Origin of the sequence: Kitasatospora sp. NPDC052896, assembly GCF_044547075.1 — a bacterium.
Classification (GTDB): Bacteria; Actinomycetota; Actinomycetes; order Streptomycetales; family Streptomycetaceae; genus Kitasatospora.
In genome coordinates this window covers 927,476-945,193 of the sequence record NZ_JBITZU010000001.1, presented here as the reverse complement: position 1 = coordinate 945,193, position 17,718 = coordinate 927,476, and the positions used below count along the sequence as shown (strand labels likewise).

The following is a 17,718-nucleotide window of genomic DNA, read 5'->3' as shown; positions in this document are numbered from 1 at the left end:
GGCAGCCGGCGGGCCGTCAGGGGGTGACCGCGAAGTGGGCCAGGATCCGGCCGGCCAGCTCCTCGTCGCCCTCGATCCGCACCCGGTCGGCGACCGCCTCCGGGCGGACCCGTCCGCAGGCGAGCCGCAGGAAGGTCTCCCAGTCCAGGCCGAACTGGACGTCCGGGCCGAGGGTGATCCGGCTGTCCAGCGTCCCCCGCCCGCGCTCGTCCACCCGGACGGTGCGCAGGAACTCCAGCGGACCGGTGACGTCGAAGGCCACCGTGCTCCCGGCCGGCGCGCCGGCCCGCTTGGCGACCACCTTGGGCAGCTGGGCCAGCAGGTGGTCGCGGCTCAGCTGGGCGCCCGGCGAGTCCAGGCCGCCGGGCAGGCCCAGCGCGCGCCGCAGGTCCTGCTCGTGCACCCAGACGTCGAAGGCGCGCATCAGCAGCAGCCGCGCGTAGGGCAGCTCGATCGAGGCCGGACCGAGCGGCAACCGCACCACGTCGTCGGCCTGGTGCTTGGCGTCCCGCAGCATCCGCGCCCGCCGGATGATCACGTACTCCAGCTCCGCGGTCATCTCCGGCGGGGTGTGGCAGCGGCGCTTGTCGACCGGCAGTTCGAGGTAGCGGGAGAGGTCGTCCTTGACGTGCCGCAGGTCGCTGGGGAGCGAGTGGATCGGGCGCGGGTCGCCGAGCAGCTCGGACTCGATCGCGATCACGTGCGAGACGATGTCCCGGACCGACCAGCCCGGGCACTCGGTCGGCCGGTTCCAGGAGTCGGCGGGCAGCGTGCCCATCAGCGCCGATATGGACTCGATGGACTGCGTCCAGGCATCGGTGTAGGCCTGCACGGTCTGGTTGTCGGTCACGGGATCTTCTCCGGCCCCTCCGTCGCTGCTGCACCCGCGCCCGCGGCCGAAAACCGGTCCTGCCGGCTCCCGGACGCGCGCGCTAAGCGCACGTTACGCTGCCGGGTGACAGCAGGGCAGCGCTTTCGAGTGACGATCGTAGGTCTCTTGTCGTGGACGGTGGTAGTGTGCGCGCCTCTTTGATCCAACTCTCCGTGTCGGACTCCGAGCCGGTGGCCGAACGGCGGGCCCGCGTCGCCGCCCTGGTCCGCGCGCAGCAGGACGCCGACCTGGTGGTGCTGCCCGAGCTGTGGCCGCTCGGTGGCTTCGCCTACGACGCCTGGTCGACCGGCGCCGAGCCGCTGGACGGCCCGACCGTCGAGGCGATGTCGGCCGCCGCCCGCGCGGCCGGGGTCTGGCTGCACGCGGGTTCGATCGTGGAGCGCGACCCGGACGGGCCGATCTACAACACCTCGCTGCTCTTCGCGCCGAGCGGCGACCTGGCGCACACCTACCGCAAGATCCACCGGTTCGGCTTCGACAGCGGCGAGGCGATCGCGATGGGCGCCGGGCAGGAGATCGTCACCGCCACCACCGACCTCGGCGTGCTGGGCCTGGCGACCTGCTACGACCTGCGCTTCCCCGAGCTGTTCCGGGCCCTGCTGGACGCCGGCGCCGAGCTGCTGGTGGTCCCGGCGGCCTGGCCGGAGCGGCGCCGCGAGCACTGGACGCTGCTCGCCCGGGCCCGCGCGGTGGAGGAGCAGGCGTACGTCCTGGCCTGCAACACCGGCGGCACCCACGCTGGGGTCGAGCAGGCCGGCCACAGCCTGGTGGTGGACCCCTGGGGCCGGGTGCTGGCCGAGGCCGGGCCGGGCGAGGAGGTGCTCACCGTGGAGTTCGACCCGGCCGAGGTGGCCCGGGCCCGGCAGGAGTTCCCGGTGCTGCGGGACCGGCTGCTCGGCATCCCGGCGCCCGTGCAACGCTGACCCGGGGCGGGGGCCGGTCGGGCCGGCGCGGGGATTTGAGAGGATGATGGCCTTTCGCCCCGCCCGGGCCGGACCACAGGAGGTTGGGCAGATGGCCGTCGTCGGTCAGGGGCGTTCCGCGATCCAGCGCAACAGCCTGCGCGAGCAGATCGCCGGGGCGCTGCGCGAGGAGATGATGGCCGGCCGGCTGGCGGCGGGCAGCAACTTCACCGTCAAGGAGATCGCCGAGCTGTACGGCGTCTCGGCCACCCCGGCCCGTGAGGCGCTGGTGGACCTGGCGGCGCAGGGACTGCTGCGGACCGAGCACCACCGGGGGTTCACCGTCCCGGTGCTGCTCTGGGCCGACTTCCTGGAGATCTTCGAGGCCCGGGCGATGCTCACCGACAGCGCGTTCCGCCAGCTCGGGCTGCGGGTGAGCCGGTACGACTGGTCACGGCTGACCTCGCTGCGCCGGCGGGCGGACGCGGCGGTCCGGGCCGCCCGGGCCGGCCAGCTGGATGTGATGGTCGGCTGCGACCGGCGGTTCTGGCAGGAGGTCTCGGGCTTCCTGGACAACGGGCGGATCGCCGACTACCTGGACTGGCTGCGGGTGCAGTCCTGGATGTTCGCCGCTCCCTACCTACGGGACCGCAGCGAGCCGACCGGGGTGTACTGGGACCGGCATCTCGAACTGGTGGAGCTGATCGCGTCCCGCGACCTGGCCGGCGCGCACCGGATGGTCAACGAGTACAACCTGCACTCGATCCGCCTGCTGGCCGGGCTGACCGGCGAGTCGCTGGAGCAGGTCTCGGTGCTGGCGCTGCTGACCGCCGAGCCCACCGGGACGGCCCCCGAGCCGGCCGCCGGGGAGCCGGGCGACGAGGGTGCGCCCGTCCCGCAACCCCGCGCCGAGCAGCCGGCCCCGCCTCCCGGCCCGGGCCGGTAGGGTGGTCCGGGCGTTTGCCGACGCCCGCCGACACCGCCCGGCACGGAGAGGAAAGCTGGCCGTGGCCTGCGATCTCTGGCTCGTCCCGCTCGTGGACGTACTGAGCCACAGCCCCGACAACCCGTTCCGCGACGAGCTCGCGGTCTACAACGCGGCGCTGGCCGCGCGCGGCCTGCCGGGGGTGCCGGTCTACGAGTTCGCCCCGGGGACCACCGGCGAGGTGGAGCCGATCGCGGCCTTCGACTACGACTCGCTGCACTTCCTGCGGCGGGCCTACCTGCTGCGGCTCACCGGCTTCGAGATCACCCCGGTGGACGCGCTCGGCGGCGACTACGAGCAGCTGCTGGAGATGTTCGAGAGCACCGCCGAGCAGTCGCACCTGGTCTGGCACTTCGACCACGCCGGCGCCTACGTCCCGATCGAGTTCGAGGTCCCGCTGGTGGACGAGGACCTGCTCTCCTCGGGCGGCCCGCTGGGCTCCTCGTACGGGCTGCTGCGCGAGCTGCAGCTGGTCGCGCCGGTGCTCGGCATCGATCCGCTGGACCCGCCGGCGCCGACCCGGCCGCTCAGCCCGACCGGGCTGGAGCAGCCGTTCGCCCCGCCGCTGGACGACGTGCACCCGTACGCCCGGGAGCGGCACGCCTGGGCCGGGCTGTACGCGGCGGCGACCCGCAGCCTGACCCAGGGGTCGATGGTGGTCTTCGCCTGACCGCCTGACCGCCTGACCGCCTGACCGCCGCCCGGCCCGCTACCGCAGCGGCCCCTCCGGCGGCCGCTGGCGCGGCATGGTCGGCCGGGTCCCCGGCGGCGGCAGCACCCGCACCTGCGCGCCGGAGCTGCCCTCGGTGCGCCCGCCCCAGCTCCCGGGGGCCTGGGTCGGCAGCTGGGTCATCCGGGCCCGGAACTCCAGCATCCACTCCGAGGTCTCGCTGCGGACCATGTCCGAGACGTCCTCGCAGAACCGCCGCAGCACCCCGAGGCAGCGCTCGGCGGCCTCGCCGGCCGTCCCCTCGGTCGGGCCGAGCACCTCGCGCACGCACTCCGAGGCCCAGTCGAACTGGAACGCCTCCAGCCGCCGCTGCAGGGCCTGGGCGGTGCTCACGTCGCGCATCCAGCCGGAGCTGAACCCGAACGCGCGGTCCGCGCCCAGGCAGCCGGCCGCCAGCGCCAGGCAGACGTACCCCCAGGCGGGGGCGTGCCCGAACCGGCCGGTCAGCGAGACCAGCGGCAGGGTGGCCCCGGCGACCGCGAAGCCGGCCGCGCCGAACCGCAGCAGCCGCGCGAGGCGGCGCTTCCAGACGCGGTCCCGCCGGTACCAGTCGATCGCCTCGACCGCGCGCTCCTCCGACCAGCGGTAGAGCTCCTCCAGCCGCTCGGCCGGCTCCCCCCAGTCCCCGAGCGGGAACTGGCGGGCACTCAGGTCGGCACGGCGGCGCGTGGCGGCGCGGTCCCGGCCGGCGGCGGTCGTGGTGGGCTGGTCCTCCTCGCCGACGTCCTTGCCCCAGGGGCTCTCCTCGGGCTGCATTTCGGGCTGGCTCACCTGTGGGGCTCCCTTGACGGGCCGGACCGCCCGGACCGGCCTGACTGCTGGGCGACTGCTGCGGGCACTGCTGGTACTGCCGTACTGCTGGCTGCGAGACGGCGCATGGGCGGCACTGCTGGCCATCCAACAGCACTTCTTACCGCCAAATGGGCGAGCATGCAGGCGCTTCCGGCAGGAAGACCACCCTTTCCGGGCTCAGGAACCCGTGGTGAGCGGGTTGCGGAAGTCGACGGGATTTCACTCCTCCGAGTGAGAGCCCGGTGCGCCGCGGTCATGACCCGATCCCTCGCTCGGCCGAAGATACAAAGGACGGGGCGGTTTCCGGTAGTTCCGATGGAGGTTCGCACAGCACCGGTGGACGGCCGGATTCCGCCACCGACTACCCTTGCCAACCGTGAAGGTCCTCGTCATCGGCGGCGGCGCCCGCGAACACGCCCTGTGCCGCTCCCTGTCCCAAGATCCCGCCGTCAGCGAGCTGCACTGCGCCCCGGGCAACGCCGGGATCGCGGCGGTGGCCACCGTGCACCCGGTCGACCAGCTGGACGGTGACCAGGTCACCGAGCTGGCCCGGCAGCTGGCCGCCGACCTGGTGGTGGTCGGCCCGGAGGCCCCGCTGGTGGCCGGCGTCGCCGAGCCGCTGCGGGCGGCCGGCATCCCGGTCTTCGGCCCGTCCGCCCCGGCCGCCCAGCTCGAGGGCTCGAAGGCCTTCGCCAAGGACGTGATGGCCGCCGCCGGCGTGCCGACCGCGCGTTCCTACGTCTGCGCCTCCCCGGAGGAGGCCGCCGCGGCGCTGGACGCCTTCGGAGCGCCGTACGTGGTCAAGGACGACGGCCTGGCGGCCGGCAAGGGCGTGGTGGTCACCGCCGACCGCACCGCGGCGCTGGCCCACGCGGCGGCCTGCGAGAGCGTCGTCATCGAGGAGTACCTGGACGGCCCCGAGGTCTCGCTCTTCGCGATCACCGACGGCACCACCGTGCTGCCGCTGGTCCCCGCGCAGGACTTCAAGCGGGCGCTGGACGGTGACCACGGCCCGAACACCGGCGGCATGGGCGCCTACTCGCCGCTGCCCTGGGCCCCGCCCGGCCTGGTCGACGAGGTGCTGACCACCGTGCTCCAGCCGACCGTGGACGAGCTGCGCCGCCGCGGCACCCCGTTCTCCGGCCTGCTCTACGCCGGCCTGGCGCTCACCTCGCGCGGCACCCGGGTGATCGAGTTCAACGCCCGCTTCGGCGACCCGGAGACCCAGGTGGTGCTGGCCCGGCTGCGCACCCCGCTGGCGGGCGTGCTGCTGGCCGCCGCCCAGGGCCGGCTGGCCGAGCTGGAGCCGCTGCGCTGGCGCGAGGAGGCGGCGGTCACCGTGGTGGTCGCGGCCGAGGGCTACCCGGCCGCGCCGCGCTCCGGCGACGTGATCGAGGGCCTGGCCGAGGCGGAGGCCGCCGACGGCACGGTCTACGTGCTGCACGCGGGTACCCGGACCGACCAGGACGGCCGGGTGGTCAGCGCGGGTGGCCGGGTGCTGTCGGTCACCGCGACCGGCGCCGACCTGGCGCAGGCCCGCGAGCGCGCCTACGCGGGCGTCGCGGAGATCCGGCTGGCCGGCTCCCAGCACCGCACGGACATCGCGCTGAAGGCCGCCGAGTAGGCCCTCGGTCAGGCCCCACCGGGCGCTGCGTCCCCCACCGGACGCAGCGCCCTTCCTCGTTCGCGCGCGCGTCCGCCCCCTGATCCGCCGTGGGCGAACGGTGGGTGGAATCCAGTCGTTCGAGTGAATGCGTTGGCATCCTGCTGACGTCGGCCCCCGATCGCCCGTATGGTGCGCTGCATTGCGGTGCCGCCTCGGGTGCCACCGCGGTCGCCGCCGGGTGGGTCCGCCCGCGTGGGGGGAAGCTGCTGGCAACGGGTCACCGGAAGGCATTCCTACCGGTGCCCGTGGTCCGGAATGCGTGCACTGTCACCGGGACGAGTGGAAACCGGGGCGATCCGGAACACCCACCCGGGTGCGCGCGTCGAAACTGGCAGAAGGACTGGACGGGATGTCGCGCGGCGACCGGTTGTCGCTGCCTTCCGACCGTGAACTGATCGCCCGGATCTCGAACGTCCGACTCCGAAGGGGGTGCAGCGCCGGATGGCCGCTCTCGACGCCGCGGGCGCCCGTGCCCGTGCCGTGCTGCGGATCCGCGGTCTGGCGAGGGCCGCGGCGATCCTGCCGGCCGCCGTCGCCGTGGTGCTGCTCGCCGGGCGGGTGACCGGCCGGATCGGGGCGCCCGGCGCGCCGGACGGACCCGGGTGGGACATCGCCCGCTGGGTGGTCTGCGGGATAGCCGTGGCCGCCGGGCTGGTGGCGCTGGCCGCAGCCCGGCGGCATGCCCGGGCCGTCCCGCCGCGCACCCCGGCGGTCCCGGTCCCGCCGCCGGCCGCCCCCGAGCTGTACCGGCTGATCCACGAGCTGGCCGACCGGCTCGGGGTGCCCCCGCCCTCCGCGATCGCGCTCACCCCGGACTGCGACAGCTGGCTGGAGGAGGAGCCGGTGCCACACCCCGGCCCGCGCGCGCTGCTCCGCTCCGGCCCGCCCCGGCCCGCCCCGGTGCTGGTGGTCGGCTCGCCGTTCCTCTGGTGGATGCGGGCCGGCGAGCTGCGGGCGCTGCTCGCGCCGGTGGTGGCCGGCACGGCCGCCGCCGCCGACCCGGAGATCGCCGCCGCCCGCCGCTTCGTCCGGGGCCTGGACGCCGCGTTCGGCGGCGGCCGGCAGACCCTCCCGACCCGACTGCTCGACCGGATCACCCGCGCGCTGCTGCGCGCCTGCCGGGAGGACGTCGCCGAGCTGGAGCGCGCGGCCGCCGCCGCCGCCTCCGAGCGGGCCAAGGCGGTCGACTACGGCCTGCGGGTGGCCGCCCAGGGCCAGGTCGGCCTGGCCTACGCGGGCTGGGACCGGCTGCTCACCCGGGTGGCGCTGCCCGCCTGGCGGCTCGGCCGCTGCCCGGCCCAGCTCAACGCCGGGGTGGTCGCCGCGCTGACCGAGCTGTCCCGCCGGGACCGGCTGGCCGAGGGGTACGAGAGCCGGCTCGGCGACCGGCCCGCCTGTGACCTGCTGGAGGAGCCGGGCGGGATGGACGCGGCGGTCTCGCTGCTGGCCGCCGAGCTGTTCCACGGTCCGGTCGCCGGCCACCGCGCCGACCTGGACTGGGCGGACTACCCCGAGCAGGTGGTGGACCGCGGCTGGCGGCTGCAGGCGATCTCGGTGCAGGAGGCGCTGGACGCGGTGGCGCCGGCCGAGCCGGGGCTGCCCGGGGAGACCGGCCGGGCGGCGCCGACGCTGGCCCGGCTGCTGGCCGTGCTGGCCGCCGGCCGGGGCGCCGAGCTCGCCCGGGCACTGGCCTCGGCCCGTCCGGAGCCGGTCGCCCCCGGCGGCGCCGAGCGCGGCGGGCGGGAGCTGCTGGCCGACTGCGTGACGGCGATGGTCTGCTGCGCCGCGGTGGACACCGCGGGCGCCCGCCCCGGCCTGGACTGGCTGGACGGCCCGGTGCTGCTGCTCGGCGGAGTGCGCCGCAACGACCTCGCCGACCCGGTGGTGGCGGCGGTCGAGCAGGGCGAGGCGGGTCCGCTGCGGGCCTGGCTGGAGGCGGCCGGGGTCCGGGTGGAGAAGCCGGTCCGACTCGGCTGAGCCCACCGCCCGTGCCTCCCTGGGCAGTTGCCACCAGTTGCTACCGTTGGGTGACGCAGCGCCAGGACTCTGTGGTGTGCTGGTCGGCACGCACATAGCGGCGGCACGTGCCGCCGGGGGGACAGGGAGGGCGTGTGGACAGGGAGTCGGGTCGCCGCTGGGAGTCCGGGACGCTGGCGCACGGTGTCGCGGACCCGTTCGGCCAGGGGCCGCTGCCCTGGCTGCGCAGTCCTGACCAGTACCTCGCGGGCACCGAGGGCGCGGTCCCCTGGTACGTGAGCACCGACGCGCCGGGCCAGCGTCCGCTGCCGGCCGCCAGCCACCCCGGGGGCGCCTCCCAGCCGCCGGGCTGGGGGACGGTCGGCACCCCGCGCAGCGCCAACGACGTGGAGCAGCAGATCAAGGGCTTCGCCTCGGCCGGGGTGATCCACCCCGGCGGCTCGGTCGACTTCCGGATCACGGTGCACCCGCCGCGCGAGTTCATCGTGGACGTCTACCGGATCGGCCACTACGCGGGTGCCGGCGCCCAGCACATGACGGCCAGTCCGCTGATCCCCGGTCTCCAGCAGCCCCCGCCACTGGTGGTGGGGCGGACCGTCAGCTGCCACCACTGGTGGCACTCCTGGCGCCTGCAGATCCCCGTGCACTGGCGCCCCGGCGCGTACGTCGCGGTGCTCACCACGGCGGACCAGCGGCACCGCAGCCACATCCCGTTCACCGTCCGGGACCAGCCCGCCACCGGCCCCTCCGCCGAGCTGCTGCTGGTCCTGCCGGACGTCACCTGGCAGGCGTACAACCTGTTCCCGGAGGACGGCCGGACCGGCGCCAGCCTCTACCACGCCTGGGACGAGCAGGGCGGGCTGGTCACCGAGGCGGACGCGGCGGTCACCGTCTCCTTCGACCGCCCGCACGCCGGCGCCGGCCTGCCGCTGCACGTCGGCCACGCCTACGACTTCATCCGCTGGGCCGAGCGCTACGGCTACGACCTCGCCTACGCGACCGCCACCGACCTGCACGCCGGCCTGGTCGAGCCGTCCCGGCACCGGGCGCTGGTCTTCCCGGGCCACGACGAGTACTGGTCCGAGCCGATGCGCCAGGCCGCCGAGCGCGCCCGGGACGGCGGCACCTCGCTGGTCTTCCTCTCCGCCAACACCATGTACTGGCGGGTCGACCTCACCCCGGGCCCCTCCGGCGAGCCCAACCGGCTGCTCAACTGCCGCAAGCGGCAACGGGTTCCGCCCGGTGCGCCGGCCGCCGGGCTGCCCGGCGCGGCCAGCGCGCTCTGGCGGGACGCCGGCAGGCCCGAGCAGCAGCTGATCGGCGTGCAGTACGCCGGTCGGGTGGCCGATCCGGTGCCGCTGGTGGCCGGCAACACCGGCCACTGGCTCTGGGCCGGTACCGGCCTGCGGGACGGCGACCACGTGGAGAACCTGGTGGCGGGGGAGGCCGACCGCTACTTCCCCAAGGTGCCGCTGCCGGTGCACAACGAGCGGATCCTGCTCGCCCACTCGCCCTACCGCGACGAGCTGGACCGGCCGCGGTTCCAGGAGACCTCGCTCTACCGGGCGCCCAGCGGCGCGTACGTCTTCGCCGCCGGCACCTTCGCCTGGTCGCCCGCGCTGGACCGGCCCGGCCACACCGACGAGCGGATCCAGCGGGCCACCGCCAACCTGCTGGACCAGCTCTGCAAGGACGGCTGACCCCGCCTGGCGGGTGCATGAAAGGATTCAGGCCTGCGACCCCCACTCGTGAGGACTGAACGACCTTGAGCGGATTTGTCACGAAGCCCGAGCCGGTGCAGGTGCCCGGCCTGGTCCACCTGCACACCGGGAAGGTGCGCGACCTCTACCGCGACGAGCAGGGCCGGCTGGTGATGGTGGCCAGCGACCGCACCTCCGCCTACGACTGGGTGCTCCCCAACAGCATCCCGGACAAGGGCCGGATCCTCACCCAGCTCTCGCTCTGGTGGTTCGAGCGGATCGCCGACCTGGTGCCCAACCACGTGATCTCCACCGAGGTCCCGGCCGGCGCCCCGGCGGACTGGGCCGGCCGCACCATGATCTGCGACAGCCTGGAGATGTTCCCGGTCGAGTGCGTGGCCCGCGGCTACCTCACCGGCTCCGGCCTGGTCGAGTACCGGGAGAGCCGGACGGTCTGCGGGATCGCGCTGCCCGAGGGGCTGGAGGACGGCTCCGAGCTGCCCGCGCCGATCTACACCCCCGCGCTCAAGGCCGAGGTCGGCGAGCACGACGAGAACGTCGAGTACGAGGAGACCGCGCACCGGATCGGCGCGGAGTGGGCGGCGCTGCTGCGGCAGACCACGCTGGCGGTGTACACCCGGGCCCGGGACATCGCCCGCGAGCGCGGCATCATCCTGGCCGACACCAAGTTCGAGTTCGGCCGCCGTGGCGACGAGCTGGTGATCGGCGACGAGGTGCTGACCCCGGACTCCTCGCGGTTCTGGCCGGCCGACCAGTGGGCGCCCGGGGGTGCCCAGCCGTCCTTCGACAAGCAGTTCATCCGGGACTGGCTGACCTCGCCGGCCGCCGGCTGGGACCGCACCGGCGAGCAGCCGCCGCCGGAGCTGCCGGCCGAGGTCGTCGAGCGGGTCCGAGCCAAGTACGTCGAGGCGTACGAACGGCTGACCGGCACCGCCTGGGCCTGAGCCATCCGGCCTGTGGGCCCCCGGTCGGGTGCCCACGGGCCGGGGTGACGAACCTCACGTCCGGGAATGCGAAAAGGGCCCCCGTCGGGGACCCTTTTCGCATCTGAGCGGACGACGAGATTCGAACTCGCGACCCTCACCTTGGCAAGGTGATGCTCTACCAACTGAGCCACGTCCGCACGATCTTCACTTGTACTGCACAGCATAACGCTGCTGCGAGCGGACGACGAGATTCGAACTCGCGACCCTCACCTTGGCAAGGTGATGCTCTACCAACTGAGCCACGTCCGCACGGCGCCTGATGGCACCGGTCGCTGCTCCCGGTTCCCCGTTGCGGCGACGAGAAATACTCTACCGCATCGTCGGGAGTGGTTGCGCCTCCCTCCCGGCCGAGCCCGTGCGAGCGGGCGGGGAAGGGAGGCGCCGCAGGTCAGTTGGCCTCGGAGAAAGCCTCGTAGACGTGCTTGGGGATGCGGCCGCGGGCCGGCAGCTCCATTCCGCGGGACTGGGCCCAGGCGCGCACGGCGGCCGGGTCCGGTGCGAGCGCGGTGCGACGGAAGGACTTTCCGGTACGGCTCTGGCGGCGGCCGGCCGCGACGAACGGGGCGAGCGCCTCGCGCAGCTTTTCCGCGTTGTCCAGGGACAGGTCGATCTCGTACGACTTCCCGTCGACGCCGAAGTGGACGGTTTCCGCGGCGGCGCCGCCGTCCAGGTCGTCGGAGAGCGTGACGACTACACGCTGAGCCATGGGTGTCAATCCTCTCGGCAATTCGGCTGTCCGGCGCGGTGTTGCCGCGACAGCCCTGTGCTCCGGTTGCCCAAGGGCATACGGGCAGACCGTAGGGCCTGCCGACAGCGCAGCTCCTGCCGCCACCGGTGGCCCTATTCTGCACCCGGAGCATAGAGAAAATCGATGCCCGTTGCATTCTTTTCCGGAATATTCACCTTCCTTCGCCGTCGTACCGATACACCGGGTATCCATGGTCGATCTGTCCGGTGTGCCGGTATTCGGGTGTTCCGGTCGTCGATCCTGTGAGGTTCTTTAAAGGGGGATGAATCGGGCGCTCCGGAGGGCCGGATCCCTTGCGGCGTAAGGGGTGCGGGTCTACGCGCGTCGCTCTCCCCGGGCCGTCGAACGCCCCCAAACCCCCGGTAGGCTGAAGGTCCCCCGCCTTCACGCACCACACCATTGGGAGTGCCAGTGGCACGCGTCGTAGTCGACGTCATGCTCAAGCCGGAGATCCTCGACCCCCAGGGACAGGCGGTGCACCGCGCACTGCCCCGTCTCGGATTCGCCGGGATCGCCGATGTCCGTCAGGGCAAGCGTTTCGAGCTGGAACTGGAGGGCCCGGTGGACGACGCCGCGCTCGCCCGGATCCGCGAAGCCGCCGAGACCTTCCTCGCCAACACCGTGATCGAGGACTTCACCGTCCGGGTGGAGGAGTCCCAGTGACCACCCGGGTCGGTGTCGTCACGTTCCCCGGCTCGCTCGACGACCGGGACGCCCAGCGCGCCATCCGGCTGGTGGGTGCCGAGCCGGTCGCCCTCTGGCACCGCGACAAGGACCTGCACCAGGTCGACGCGGTGATCCTGCCGGGCGGATTCAGCTATGGCGACTATCTGCGGGCCGGCGCCATCTCCCGCTTCTCCCCGGTGATGGCCACCATCATCGAGCAGGCGAAGCTGGGAATGCCGGTGCTCGGTATCTGCAACGGCTTCCAGGTACTGACCGAGTCGCACCTGCTGCCCGGCGCGATGCTGCGCAACACCCACCTGCACTTCATCTGCCGCGACCAGAAGCTGCGGGTGGAGAATGCCAACACCGCGTGGACCGTCGATTACCGGGCGGGGCAGGAGATTTCCATCCCGCTGAAGAACATGGACGGCCGCTACACCGCCGATGCCCGCACCATCGACGAGCTGGAGGCGGAGGGTCGGGTGGTTTTCCGCTACCTGGCCAGTAGTCCGGATCAGGTGGGTAACCCCAACGGCTCGCTGAATGACATTGCCGGGATCACCAACGCGGCCGGCAACGTGGTCGGCCTCATGCCGCACCCGGAGCACGCCGTGGAACCGTTGGTCGGCACCGGCCGCACCGACGGTCTCGGCTTCTTCACGTCCGTTCTGAAGCAGTTGGTGAGCAGCTGATGTCCCTCGACACCGTCAAGAACGCCGAGCAGACCCCGGACGCCGTCCAGCCCTGGGCCGAACTCGGCCTCAAGCCGGACGAGTACGCCCGGATCCGCGACATCCTCGGCCGCCGCCCCACCGGCGCCGAGCTCGCGATGTACTCGGTGATGTGGTCGGAGCACTGCTCGTACAAGAGCTCCAAGGTCCACCTCAAGCAGTTCGGCGAGAAGGCCCCGCGCAGCGACGCGATGCTGGTCGGCATCGGCGAGAACGCCGGCGTGGTGGACGTCGGCCAGGGCTACGCGGTCACCTTCAAGGTGGAGTCGCACAACCACCCGTCCTACATCGAGCCCTACCAGGGCGCGGCCACCGGCATCGGCGGCATCGTCCGGGACATCCTGGCGATGGGCGCCCGCCCGGTCGCCGTGATGGACCCGCTGCGGTTCGGCGCGGCCGACCACCCGGACACCCGCCGGGTGCTGCCCGGGATCGTCGCCGGCATCGGCGGCTACGGCAACTGCCTGGGTCTGCCGAACATCGGTGGCGAGGTCGTCTTCGACCCCTGCTACCAGGGCAACCCGCTGGTCAACGCGCTCTGCGTGGGCGTGATGAAGCACGAGGACATCCACCTGGCCAAGGCCTCCGGGGCCGGCAACAAGGTGATCCTGTACGGCGCCCGGACCGGCGGCGACGGCATCGGCGGCGTCTCGGTGCTGGCCTCCGAGACCTTCGACGCGACCGGCCCGGCCAAGCGCCCGGCCGTCCAGGTCGGCGACCCGTTCCAGGAGAAGCTGCTCATCGAGTGCACCCTGGAGATCTTCGCCGAGCAGCTGGTGCTCGGCATCCAGGACCTCGGCGGTGCCGGACTCTCCTGCGCCACCAGCGAGTTGGCCTCGGCCGGCTCGGGCGGCATGCGGATCGAGCTGGACAGCGTGCCGCTGCGCGACGCCACGCTCTCGCCGGAGGAGATCCTCATGAGCGAGTCGCAGGAGCGGATGTGCGCGATCGTCGAGCCCGGCAAGGTCGACCGCTTCCTGGAGATCTGCGAGAAGTGGGACGTCATCGCCACCGTGATCGGTGAGGTGACGGACGGCGACCGGCTGGAGATCTTCTGGCACGGCGAGCAGGTCGTGGACGTGCCGCCGCGCACCGTGGCGCACGACGGCCCGGTCTACCAGCGGCCGTACGCCCGGCCGTCCTGGCAGGACGCCCTGCAGGCCGACGCGCCGACCGCCGAGCGGCTCCGCCGCCCGACCACCGGCACGGAGCTGAAGGACGCGCTGCTGGCCGTGGCGGGCTCGCCGAACCAGGCCTCGAAGTCCTGGATCACCGACCAGTACGACCGGTTCGTGATCGGCAACACCGTGCTGGCCACCCCCGAGGACTCCGGCATGGTGCGGATCGACGAGGAGACCAACCTCGGCGTCTCGATCGCCACCGACGGCAACGGCCGTTACGCCAAGCTGGACCCGTACACCGGTGCCCAGCTGGCGCTGGCCGAGGCCTACCGCAACGTCGCGGCCGGCGGTGCCCGTCCGCTCGCGGTCTCCGACTGCCTCAACTTCGGCTCCCCCGAGGACCCGGACGTGATGTGGCAGTTCGCCGAGGCCTGCCGCGGGCTGGCCGACGCCTGCCAGACCCTGGGCACCCCGGTCACCGGCGGCAACGTCTCGCTCTACAACCAGACCGGCGAGACGGCCATCCACCCGACCCCGGTGGTCGCGGTGCTCGGCGTGATCGACGACGTGACCCGGCGCACCCCGATCGGCTTCGCCGAGGAGGGCCAGCTGCTCTACCTGCTCGGCGACACCGCCGACGAGCTGGGCGGCTCCGCCTGGGCCCAGGTCGCCCACGACCACCTCGGCGGTCTGCCGCCCAAGGTGGACCTGGAGCGCGAGCGGCTGCTCGGCGAGATCCTGATCGCCGCCTCGCGCGACGGCATGATCGACGCCGCGCACGACCTCTCGGACGGCGGTCTGGCGCAGGCCCTGGTGGAGAGCTGCCTGCGCGGCGGCCACGGCGCCCGGGTGATCGTGCCGAGCGAGCTGGACCCGTTCGTCTTCCTCTTCTCCGAGTCGGCGGGCCGCGCGGTCGTCGCGGTGCCGCGCAGCGAGGAGCTGCGGTTCACCGACATGTGCGGCGCGCGCGGCCTGCCGGCCGCCCGGATCGGCGTGGTGGACGGTGACGTCCTGGAGGTGCAGGGCCAGTTCACCGTCTCGCTGACGGAGCTGGCGGACGCCCACACCGGCGTGATCGAGGCCCTGCTGAGCTGACCGCTCCGCGCTGAGAAGCCGTGTGACCGGCATCGCCTGGCGATGCCGGCCACACGGCTTTTCGGTGCGCGTTACCGCTGCGCGTTGGCGCGGCGGCGGCCAGCGGACGGGCGCGGCGGCTGGTGAGGCCCGTGCGCTGGTCCGCCGGTCCGCTGGTCGTCTCGTGAAGACTCGGCGGCTGCGATGTGAGAGTCCTTTCAGCGGATGGTTCGTCAGCGATCACTGATCCGTCACCGCCGTTTAACAGCCCACGGAGCTCCTGTCGGCCCCGGGCGGTAGCGTGGAGGCATGGTGAGACCTGCGGCCCGGCGGCCCCGGAGCTACGACCCCGGCAAGGTGCGGACCGCGCTGGCCGCGCAGACCGAGGCGCTGCGGGCGGCGGTCCGCGAGCTGTGCGCGGACCCGGCCGCCGAGCGGCTGCTGGCCGCGCCGACCCGGCTGGGGGAGTGGCGGGTGCGCGAGCTGCTGGCCCATCTCGACGGGCAACTCAGCTGGCTGCCACGGCACATCGGCGACCTGCCGGCGGGTGGCGAGCCGCTCGCGCTGACCGCCTGGGTGGCCCGGTCGGGTGGACGGGCCGGCCAGCTGGACGCCAACGCCCTTTCCTACGCCGCCGATTGGTACAGCGGCTCGCCCGAGCAGCTGGCGGCACGTTTCGACGCCGCCGCCGAGGAGCTGCTGGGCTTCCTGGACGGGCCAGAAGTCGCCGACGGGCAGCGGCGGTTGGCGGTCCAGTCGGATTCGATGACGCTGGCCGACCTGCTGGTCACCCGCCTGCTGGAGGCGGTGGTGCACGCCGACGACCTGGCCGCCGCACTGGAGTTGCCGGCGTTCCCGCACGACCGCTTCGCGCTGGCCTCGACCAGCCGGCTGCTGGCCGACGCGTTCGCCGATCAAGTGCCGGGCGGCGCGGTCGAGTTGCGCATCCCGCCGTATGCGGTGGTGCAGGCGGTGCCCGGGCCGCGGCACACCCGCGGCACCCCGCCGAACGTGGTGGAGACCGATCCGCTGAGCTGGATCCGGCTGGCCACCGGGCGGCTGGACTGGGCCGCGGCGGTCGACCGGGCCCAGGTCTCCGCCAGCGGCGAGCGCAGCGACCTCTCCGGCTACCTGCCGGTGCTGCGCTGAGTGGGCTATCCGGCCGTCCCGGCCAGCGGGGGACCGCCGAGGTAGCTGCCGTCCGCCGAGTACGGCCAGGCGTTGGGCACGCAGCCGTTCAGGCCGTAGATCTGCTGCATCATCGCGGGGGCCGGCCGGCCCGGACCCGGGCAGCCCTCGTGGCCGTGCCCGATCCGGTGGCCCACCTCGTGGTTGACGATCAGTGCCCGGTAGTCGTCGATCGAGCCGCTGAACTGCGGCGAACCGGCCAGCCAGCGCTTGACGTTGACCATCACCTGCTTGCCGACGTCGCAGTTCACCTCGCCGTCGGTGTGCAGGCCGACCTGGCCGCACGTCCTGTCCACGGTGGTCGGTGAGGCGATCTTCACCTCGAAGTCGTAGCTGCCGGTGGAGACCAGCTGGAAGCCGTTCCTCCCGTCCGCGGTCCAGCCGCGCCGGTCGGCCAGGATGCCCTCGATCTGCCTGGCGGCGCTCCTCCGGTCCACCCCGATGCCGCCCTCGACCTCGACCTTGTAGCGCCGGATCGTCCCGTGGCCGACCGGGTCGCCGTCGGCGTCGGCGGTGGCGAAGACGCCGGTGCCGACGCTGGGTATCGGGCTGGGGCTGGGACCGGCGCTGGAACCGGTGGCCGGCTGGGAGGTCGGACGCACCGACTCCGGGGCACCGCGCAGCGCCGCCGAGGCCTGCTCGACGCCGCCCGGGTGCCGGTCCAGCAGGATCACCGGCCCGCTCAGCACGCCGAGCGCGACCAGCGCCCACACCCCGTCCCAAGCCCGCAGACGCCTTCCCCGGCCCGGTCTGCGCGCTCGCCGCCCCCGCCGCGAACTCCTCGCCGCACGACGCCGGTTCGGCCGGGGGCTGGACACGTGACGGGTTCTCTTCGTTCCGGGGCGGATGGGGGACGGCGCCACCGGATGAACAGTCGCACACGATCGATCTTCACCCTGGCACGCGAACGCCCGTTCTGTCCAGATGGCCGGTACGTGCCAGCGGCCGCCCCGCGGAGCGGGACGGCCGCATCGGCACGTGCTGACGGGGCTACTGCTTCAGCTCGGCGTAGGCCTCCGGGCTGCTGTCGCGGAGGAACTGCCAGCAGCGGTCGGCCTCCTCGGTCTCCTTGACGGCCTCGGCGGCCCGGGCGAGGGCGGCCAGGCAGCGCAGGAAACCGCGGTTGGCGCGGTGCTCCCACGGGACCGGCCCGTGGCCCTTCCAGCCGGCCCGGCGCAGGGCGTCCAGGCCGCGGTGGTAGCCGGTGCGCGCGTAGGCGTACGACTCCACGACCCGGCCCTCGGTGAAGGCGTCGTCGGCGAGCATGGCCCAGGCGAGCGAGAACCAGGGGTAGTCGGCCGCGAGCTGGGTCGGCGACGCGGACTCCTCGGCCAGGCGGCGGTACGGTTCGGGCTCCTCGTTGAGCAGCGTCGGGTCCGGGCCCGAGAACAGGTTCTTGCGTTCAGTCATGGTCTCCAGTCTGCCAGTCGAGCCCTCCGGGGCGACCTGGTGCGCCTCGCCAGGCCGGGATTTTCCTCAACCCGCTTGACGGGGAGCGAAGTTCGGCCGGGCAGTACGACGCCGCGCCGCCGACCGGGT

The 17,718-nt window shown here is 73.5% G+C and carries 16 protein-coding genes and 2 tRNA genes; 11 read left to right on the top strand and 7 right to left on the bottom strand.

The window, feature by feature from the left end; all coding sequences use genetic code 11:
* Positions 1 to 16: 16 nt before the first annotated feature.
* Entirely contained in the window at positions 17 to 850 is an 834-nt protein-coding gene (locus ACIGXM_RS04425; RefSeq protein ID WP_396556669.1) for a maleylpyruvate isomerase family mycothiol-dependent enzyme, read from the bottom strand.
* Between the two features lie 167 nt (positions 851 to 1,017).
* Here ACIGXM_RS04425 and ACIGXM_RS04420 point away from each other — a divergent pair, with 167 nt between their 5' ends.
* The 3 genes from ACIGXM_RS04420 to ACIGXM_RS04410 all read left to right on the top strand — a co-directional run bounded on the left by ACIGXM_RS04420 (position 1,018) and on the right by ACIGXM_RS04410 (position 3,449).
* On the top strand, positions 1,018 to 1,815 hold the full coding sequence (locus ACIGXM_RS04420; protein ID WP_396556667.1) for a carbon-nitrogen family hydrolase: 798 nt from the start codon (positions 1,018 to 1,020) through the stop codon (positions 1,813 to 1,815).
* A gap of 91 nt (positions 1,816 to 1,906) precedes the next feature.
* Positions 1,907 to 2,740, top strand: coding sequence for a GntR family transcriptional regulator (locus tag ACIGXM_RS04415; protein ID WP_396556665.1), 834 nt, complete (start codon positions 1,907 to 1,909; stop codon positions 2,738 to 2,740).
* Positions 2,741 to 2,801: 61 nt separating this feature from the next.
* Complete coding sequence (locus tag ACIGXM_RS04410) at positions 2,802 to 3,449, top strand: hypothetical protein (RefSeq protein WP_396556663.1); 648 nt, start codon at positions 2,802 to 2,804, stop codon at positions 3,447 to 3,449.
* Between the two features lie 39 nt (positions 3,450 to 3,488).
* Here ACIGXM_RS04410 and ACIGXM_RS04405 read toward each other — a convergent pair whose 3' ends face one another.
* Entirely contained in the window at positions 3,489 to 4,280 is a 792-nt protein-coding gene (locus ACIGXM_RS04405) for an SLATT domain-containing protein (protein WP_396556661.1), read from the bottom strand.
* A gap of 397 nt (positions 4,281 to 4,677) precedes the next feature.
* Here ACIGXM_RS04405 and purD point away from each other — a divergent pair, with 397 nt between their 5' ends.
* From purD to ACIGXM_RS04385, 4 genes are all read left to right on the top strand, one after another.
* Complete coding sequence (gene purD, locus ACIGXM_RS04400; protein ID WP_396556659.1) at positions 4,678 to 5,925, top strand: phosphoribosylamine--glycine ligase; 1,248 nt, start codon at positions 4,678 to 4,680, stop codon at positions 5,923 to 5,925.
* A gap of 483 nt (positions 5,926 to 6,408) precedes the next feature.
* A complete protein-coding gene (locus tag ACIGXM_RS04395; protein WP_396556657.1) occupies positions 6,409 to 7,944 on the top strand; it encodes a hypothetical protein in 1,536 nt (511 codons plus the stop codon).
* A 134-nt stretch (positions 7,945 to 8,078) separates the two neighbouring features.
* Positions 8,079 to 9,644 (top strand): N,N-dimethylformamidase beta subunit family domain-containing protein, encoded by a 1,566-nt coding sequence (locus tag ACIGXM_RS04390; RefSeq protein WP_396556655.1) that lies wholly within the window; start codon positions 8,079 to 8,081, stop codon positions 9,642 to 9,644.
* A 65-nt stretch (positions 9,645 to 9,709) separates the two neighbouring features.
* The gene (locus ACIGXM_RS04385; protein WP_396556653.1) at positions 9,710 to 10,609 is read left to right on the top strand and encodes a phosphoribosylaminoimidazolesuccinocarboxamide synthase; all 900 of its coding nucleotides are present in this window, start codon (positions 9,710 to 9,712) and stop codon (positions 10,607 to 10,609) included.
* 106 nt (positions 10,610 to 10,715) lie between these two features.
* Here ACIGXM_RS04385 and ACIGXM_RS04380 read toward each other — a convergent pair.
* From ACIGXM_RS04380 to ACIGXM_RS04370, 3 genes are all read right to left on the bottom strand, one after another.
* Positions 10,716 to 10,788: transfer RNA gene (locus tag ACIGXM_RS04380), tRNA-Gly, on the bottom strand.
* Positions 10,789 to 10,827: 39 nt separating this feature from the next.
* A tRNA-Gly gene (locus ACIGXM_RS04375) sits at positions 10,828 to 10,900 on the bottom strand.
* Positions 10,901 to 11,039: 139 nt separating this feature from the next.
* Positions 11,040 to 11,357, bottom strand: coding sequence for an Lsr2 family protein (locus ACIGXM_RS04370; protein WP_035847257.1), 318 nt, complete (start codon positions 11,355 to 11,357; stop codon positions 11,040 to 11,042).
* A gap of 453 nt (positions 11,358 to 11,810) precedes the next feature.
* On the opposite strand from ACIGXM_RS04370, the gene purS reads away from it, so the two are divergent.
* The 4 genes from purS (at position 11,811) to ACIGXM_RS04350 (ending at position 16,140) form a co-directional block, all read left to right on the top strand.
* Entirely contained in the window at positions 11,811 to 12,062 is a 252-nt protein-coding gene (gene purS / locus ACIGXM_RS04365; RefSeq protein ID WP_396556651.1) for a phosphoribosylformylglycinamidine synthase subunit PurS, read from the top strand.
* Positions 12,059 to 12,757 carry a phosphoribosylformylglycinamidine synthase subunit PurQ gene (purQ, locus tag ACIGXM_RS04360; protein ID WP_396556649.1) on the top strand — a complete coding sequence of 233 codons (699 nt, stop codon included), beginning with the start codon at positions 12,059 to 12,061 and terminating at the stop codon, positions 12,755 to 12,757. Before purS ends, purQ begins: the two co-directional genes overlap by 4 nt.
* Positions 12,757 to 15,012: a phosphoribosylformylglycinamidine synthase subunit PurL gene (gene purL, locus ACIGXM_RS04355; RefSeq protein ID WP_396556647.1), complete on the top strand. Its 2,256-nt coding sequence runs from the start codon at positions 12,757 to 12,759 to the stop codon at positions 15,010 to 15,012. Before purQ ends, purL begins: the two co-directional genes overlap by 1 nt.
* Positions 15,013 to 15,300: 288 nt before the next feature.
* Complete coding sequence (locus tag ACIGXM_RS04350) at positions 15,301 to 16,140, top strand: sterol carrier family protein (protein ID WP_396556645.1); 840 nt, start codon at positions 15,301 to 15,303, stop codon at positions 16,138 to 16,140.
* A 5-nt stretch (positions 16,141 to 16,145) separates the two neighbouring features.
* Here ACIGXM_RS04350 and ACIGXM_RS04345 read toward each other — a convergent pair whose 3' ends face one another.
* Together ACIGXM_RS04345 and ACIGXM_RS04340 are read right to left on the bottom strand one after the other, a co-directional pair.
* A complete protein-coding gene (locus tag ACIGXM_RS04345) occupies positions 16,146 to 16,883 on the bottom strand; it encodes a DUF3152 domain-containing protein (protein ID WP_396557378.1) in 738 nt (245 codons plus the stop codon).
* Positions 16,884 to 17,169: 286 nt separating this feature from the next.
* Positions 17,170 to 17,589 (bottom strand): DUF3151 domain-containing protein, encoded by a 420-nt coding sequence (locus ACIGXM_RS04340; RefSeq protein WP_396556643.1) that lies wholly within the window; start codon positions 17,587 to 17,589, stop codon positions 17,170 to 17,172.
* Between the last annotated feature and the right edge of the window lie 129 nt (positions 17,590 to 17,718).

What these genes read in the sequence shown, in the direction of transcription:
- ACIGXM_RS04370 (WP_035847257.1), bottom strand. Translation starts at nt 11,357, where the DNA reads ATGGCTCAGCGTGTAGTCGTCACGCTCTCCGACGACCTGGACGGCGGC.
- ACIGXM_RS04415 (WP_396556665.1), top strand. Translation starts at nt 1,907, where the DNA reads ATGGCCGTCGTCGGTCAGGGGCGTTCCGCGATCCAGCGCAACAGCCTG.
- ACIGXM_RS04350 (WP_396556645.1), top strand. Translation starts at nt 15,301, where the DNA reads ATGGTGAGACCTGCGGCCCGGCGGCCCCGGAGCTACGACCCCGGCAAG.
- ACIGXM_RS04395 (WP_396556657.1), top strand. Translation starts at nt 6,409, where the DNA reads ATGGCCGCTCTCGACGCCGCGGGCGCCCGTGCCCGTGCCGTGCTGCGG.
- purL (WP_396556647.1), top strand. Translation starts at nt 12,757, where the DNA reads ATGTCCCTCGACACCGTCAAGAACGCCGAGCAGACCCCGGACGCCGTC.
- ACIGXM_RS04340 (WP_396556643.1), bottom strand. Translation starts at nt 17,589, where the DNA reads ATGACTGAACGCAAGAACCTGTTCTCGGGCCCGGACCCGACGCTGCTC.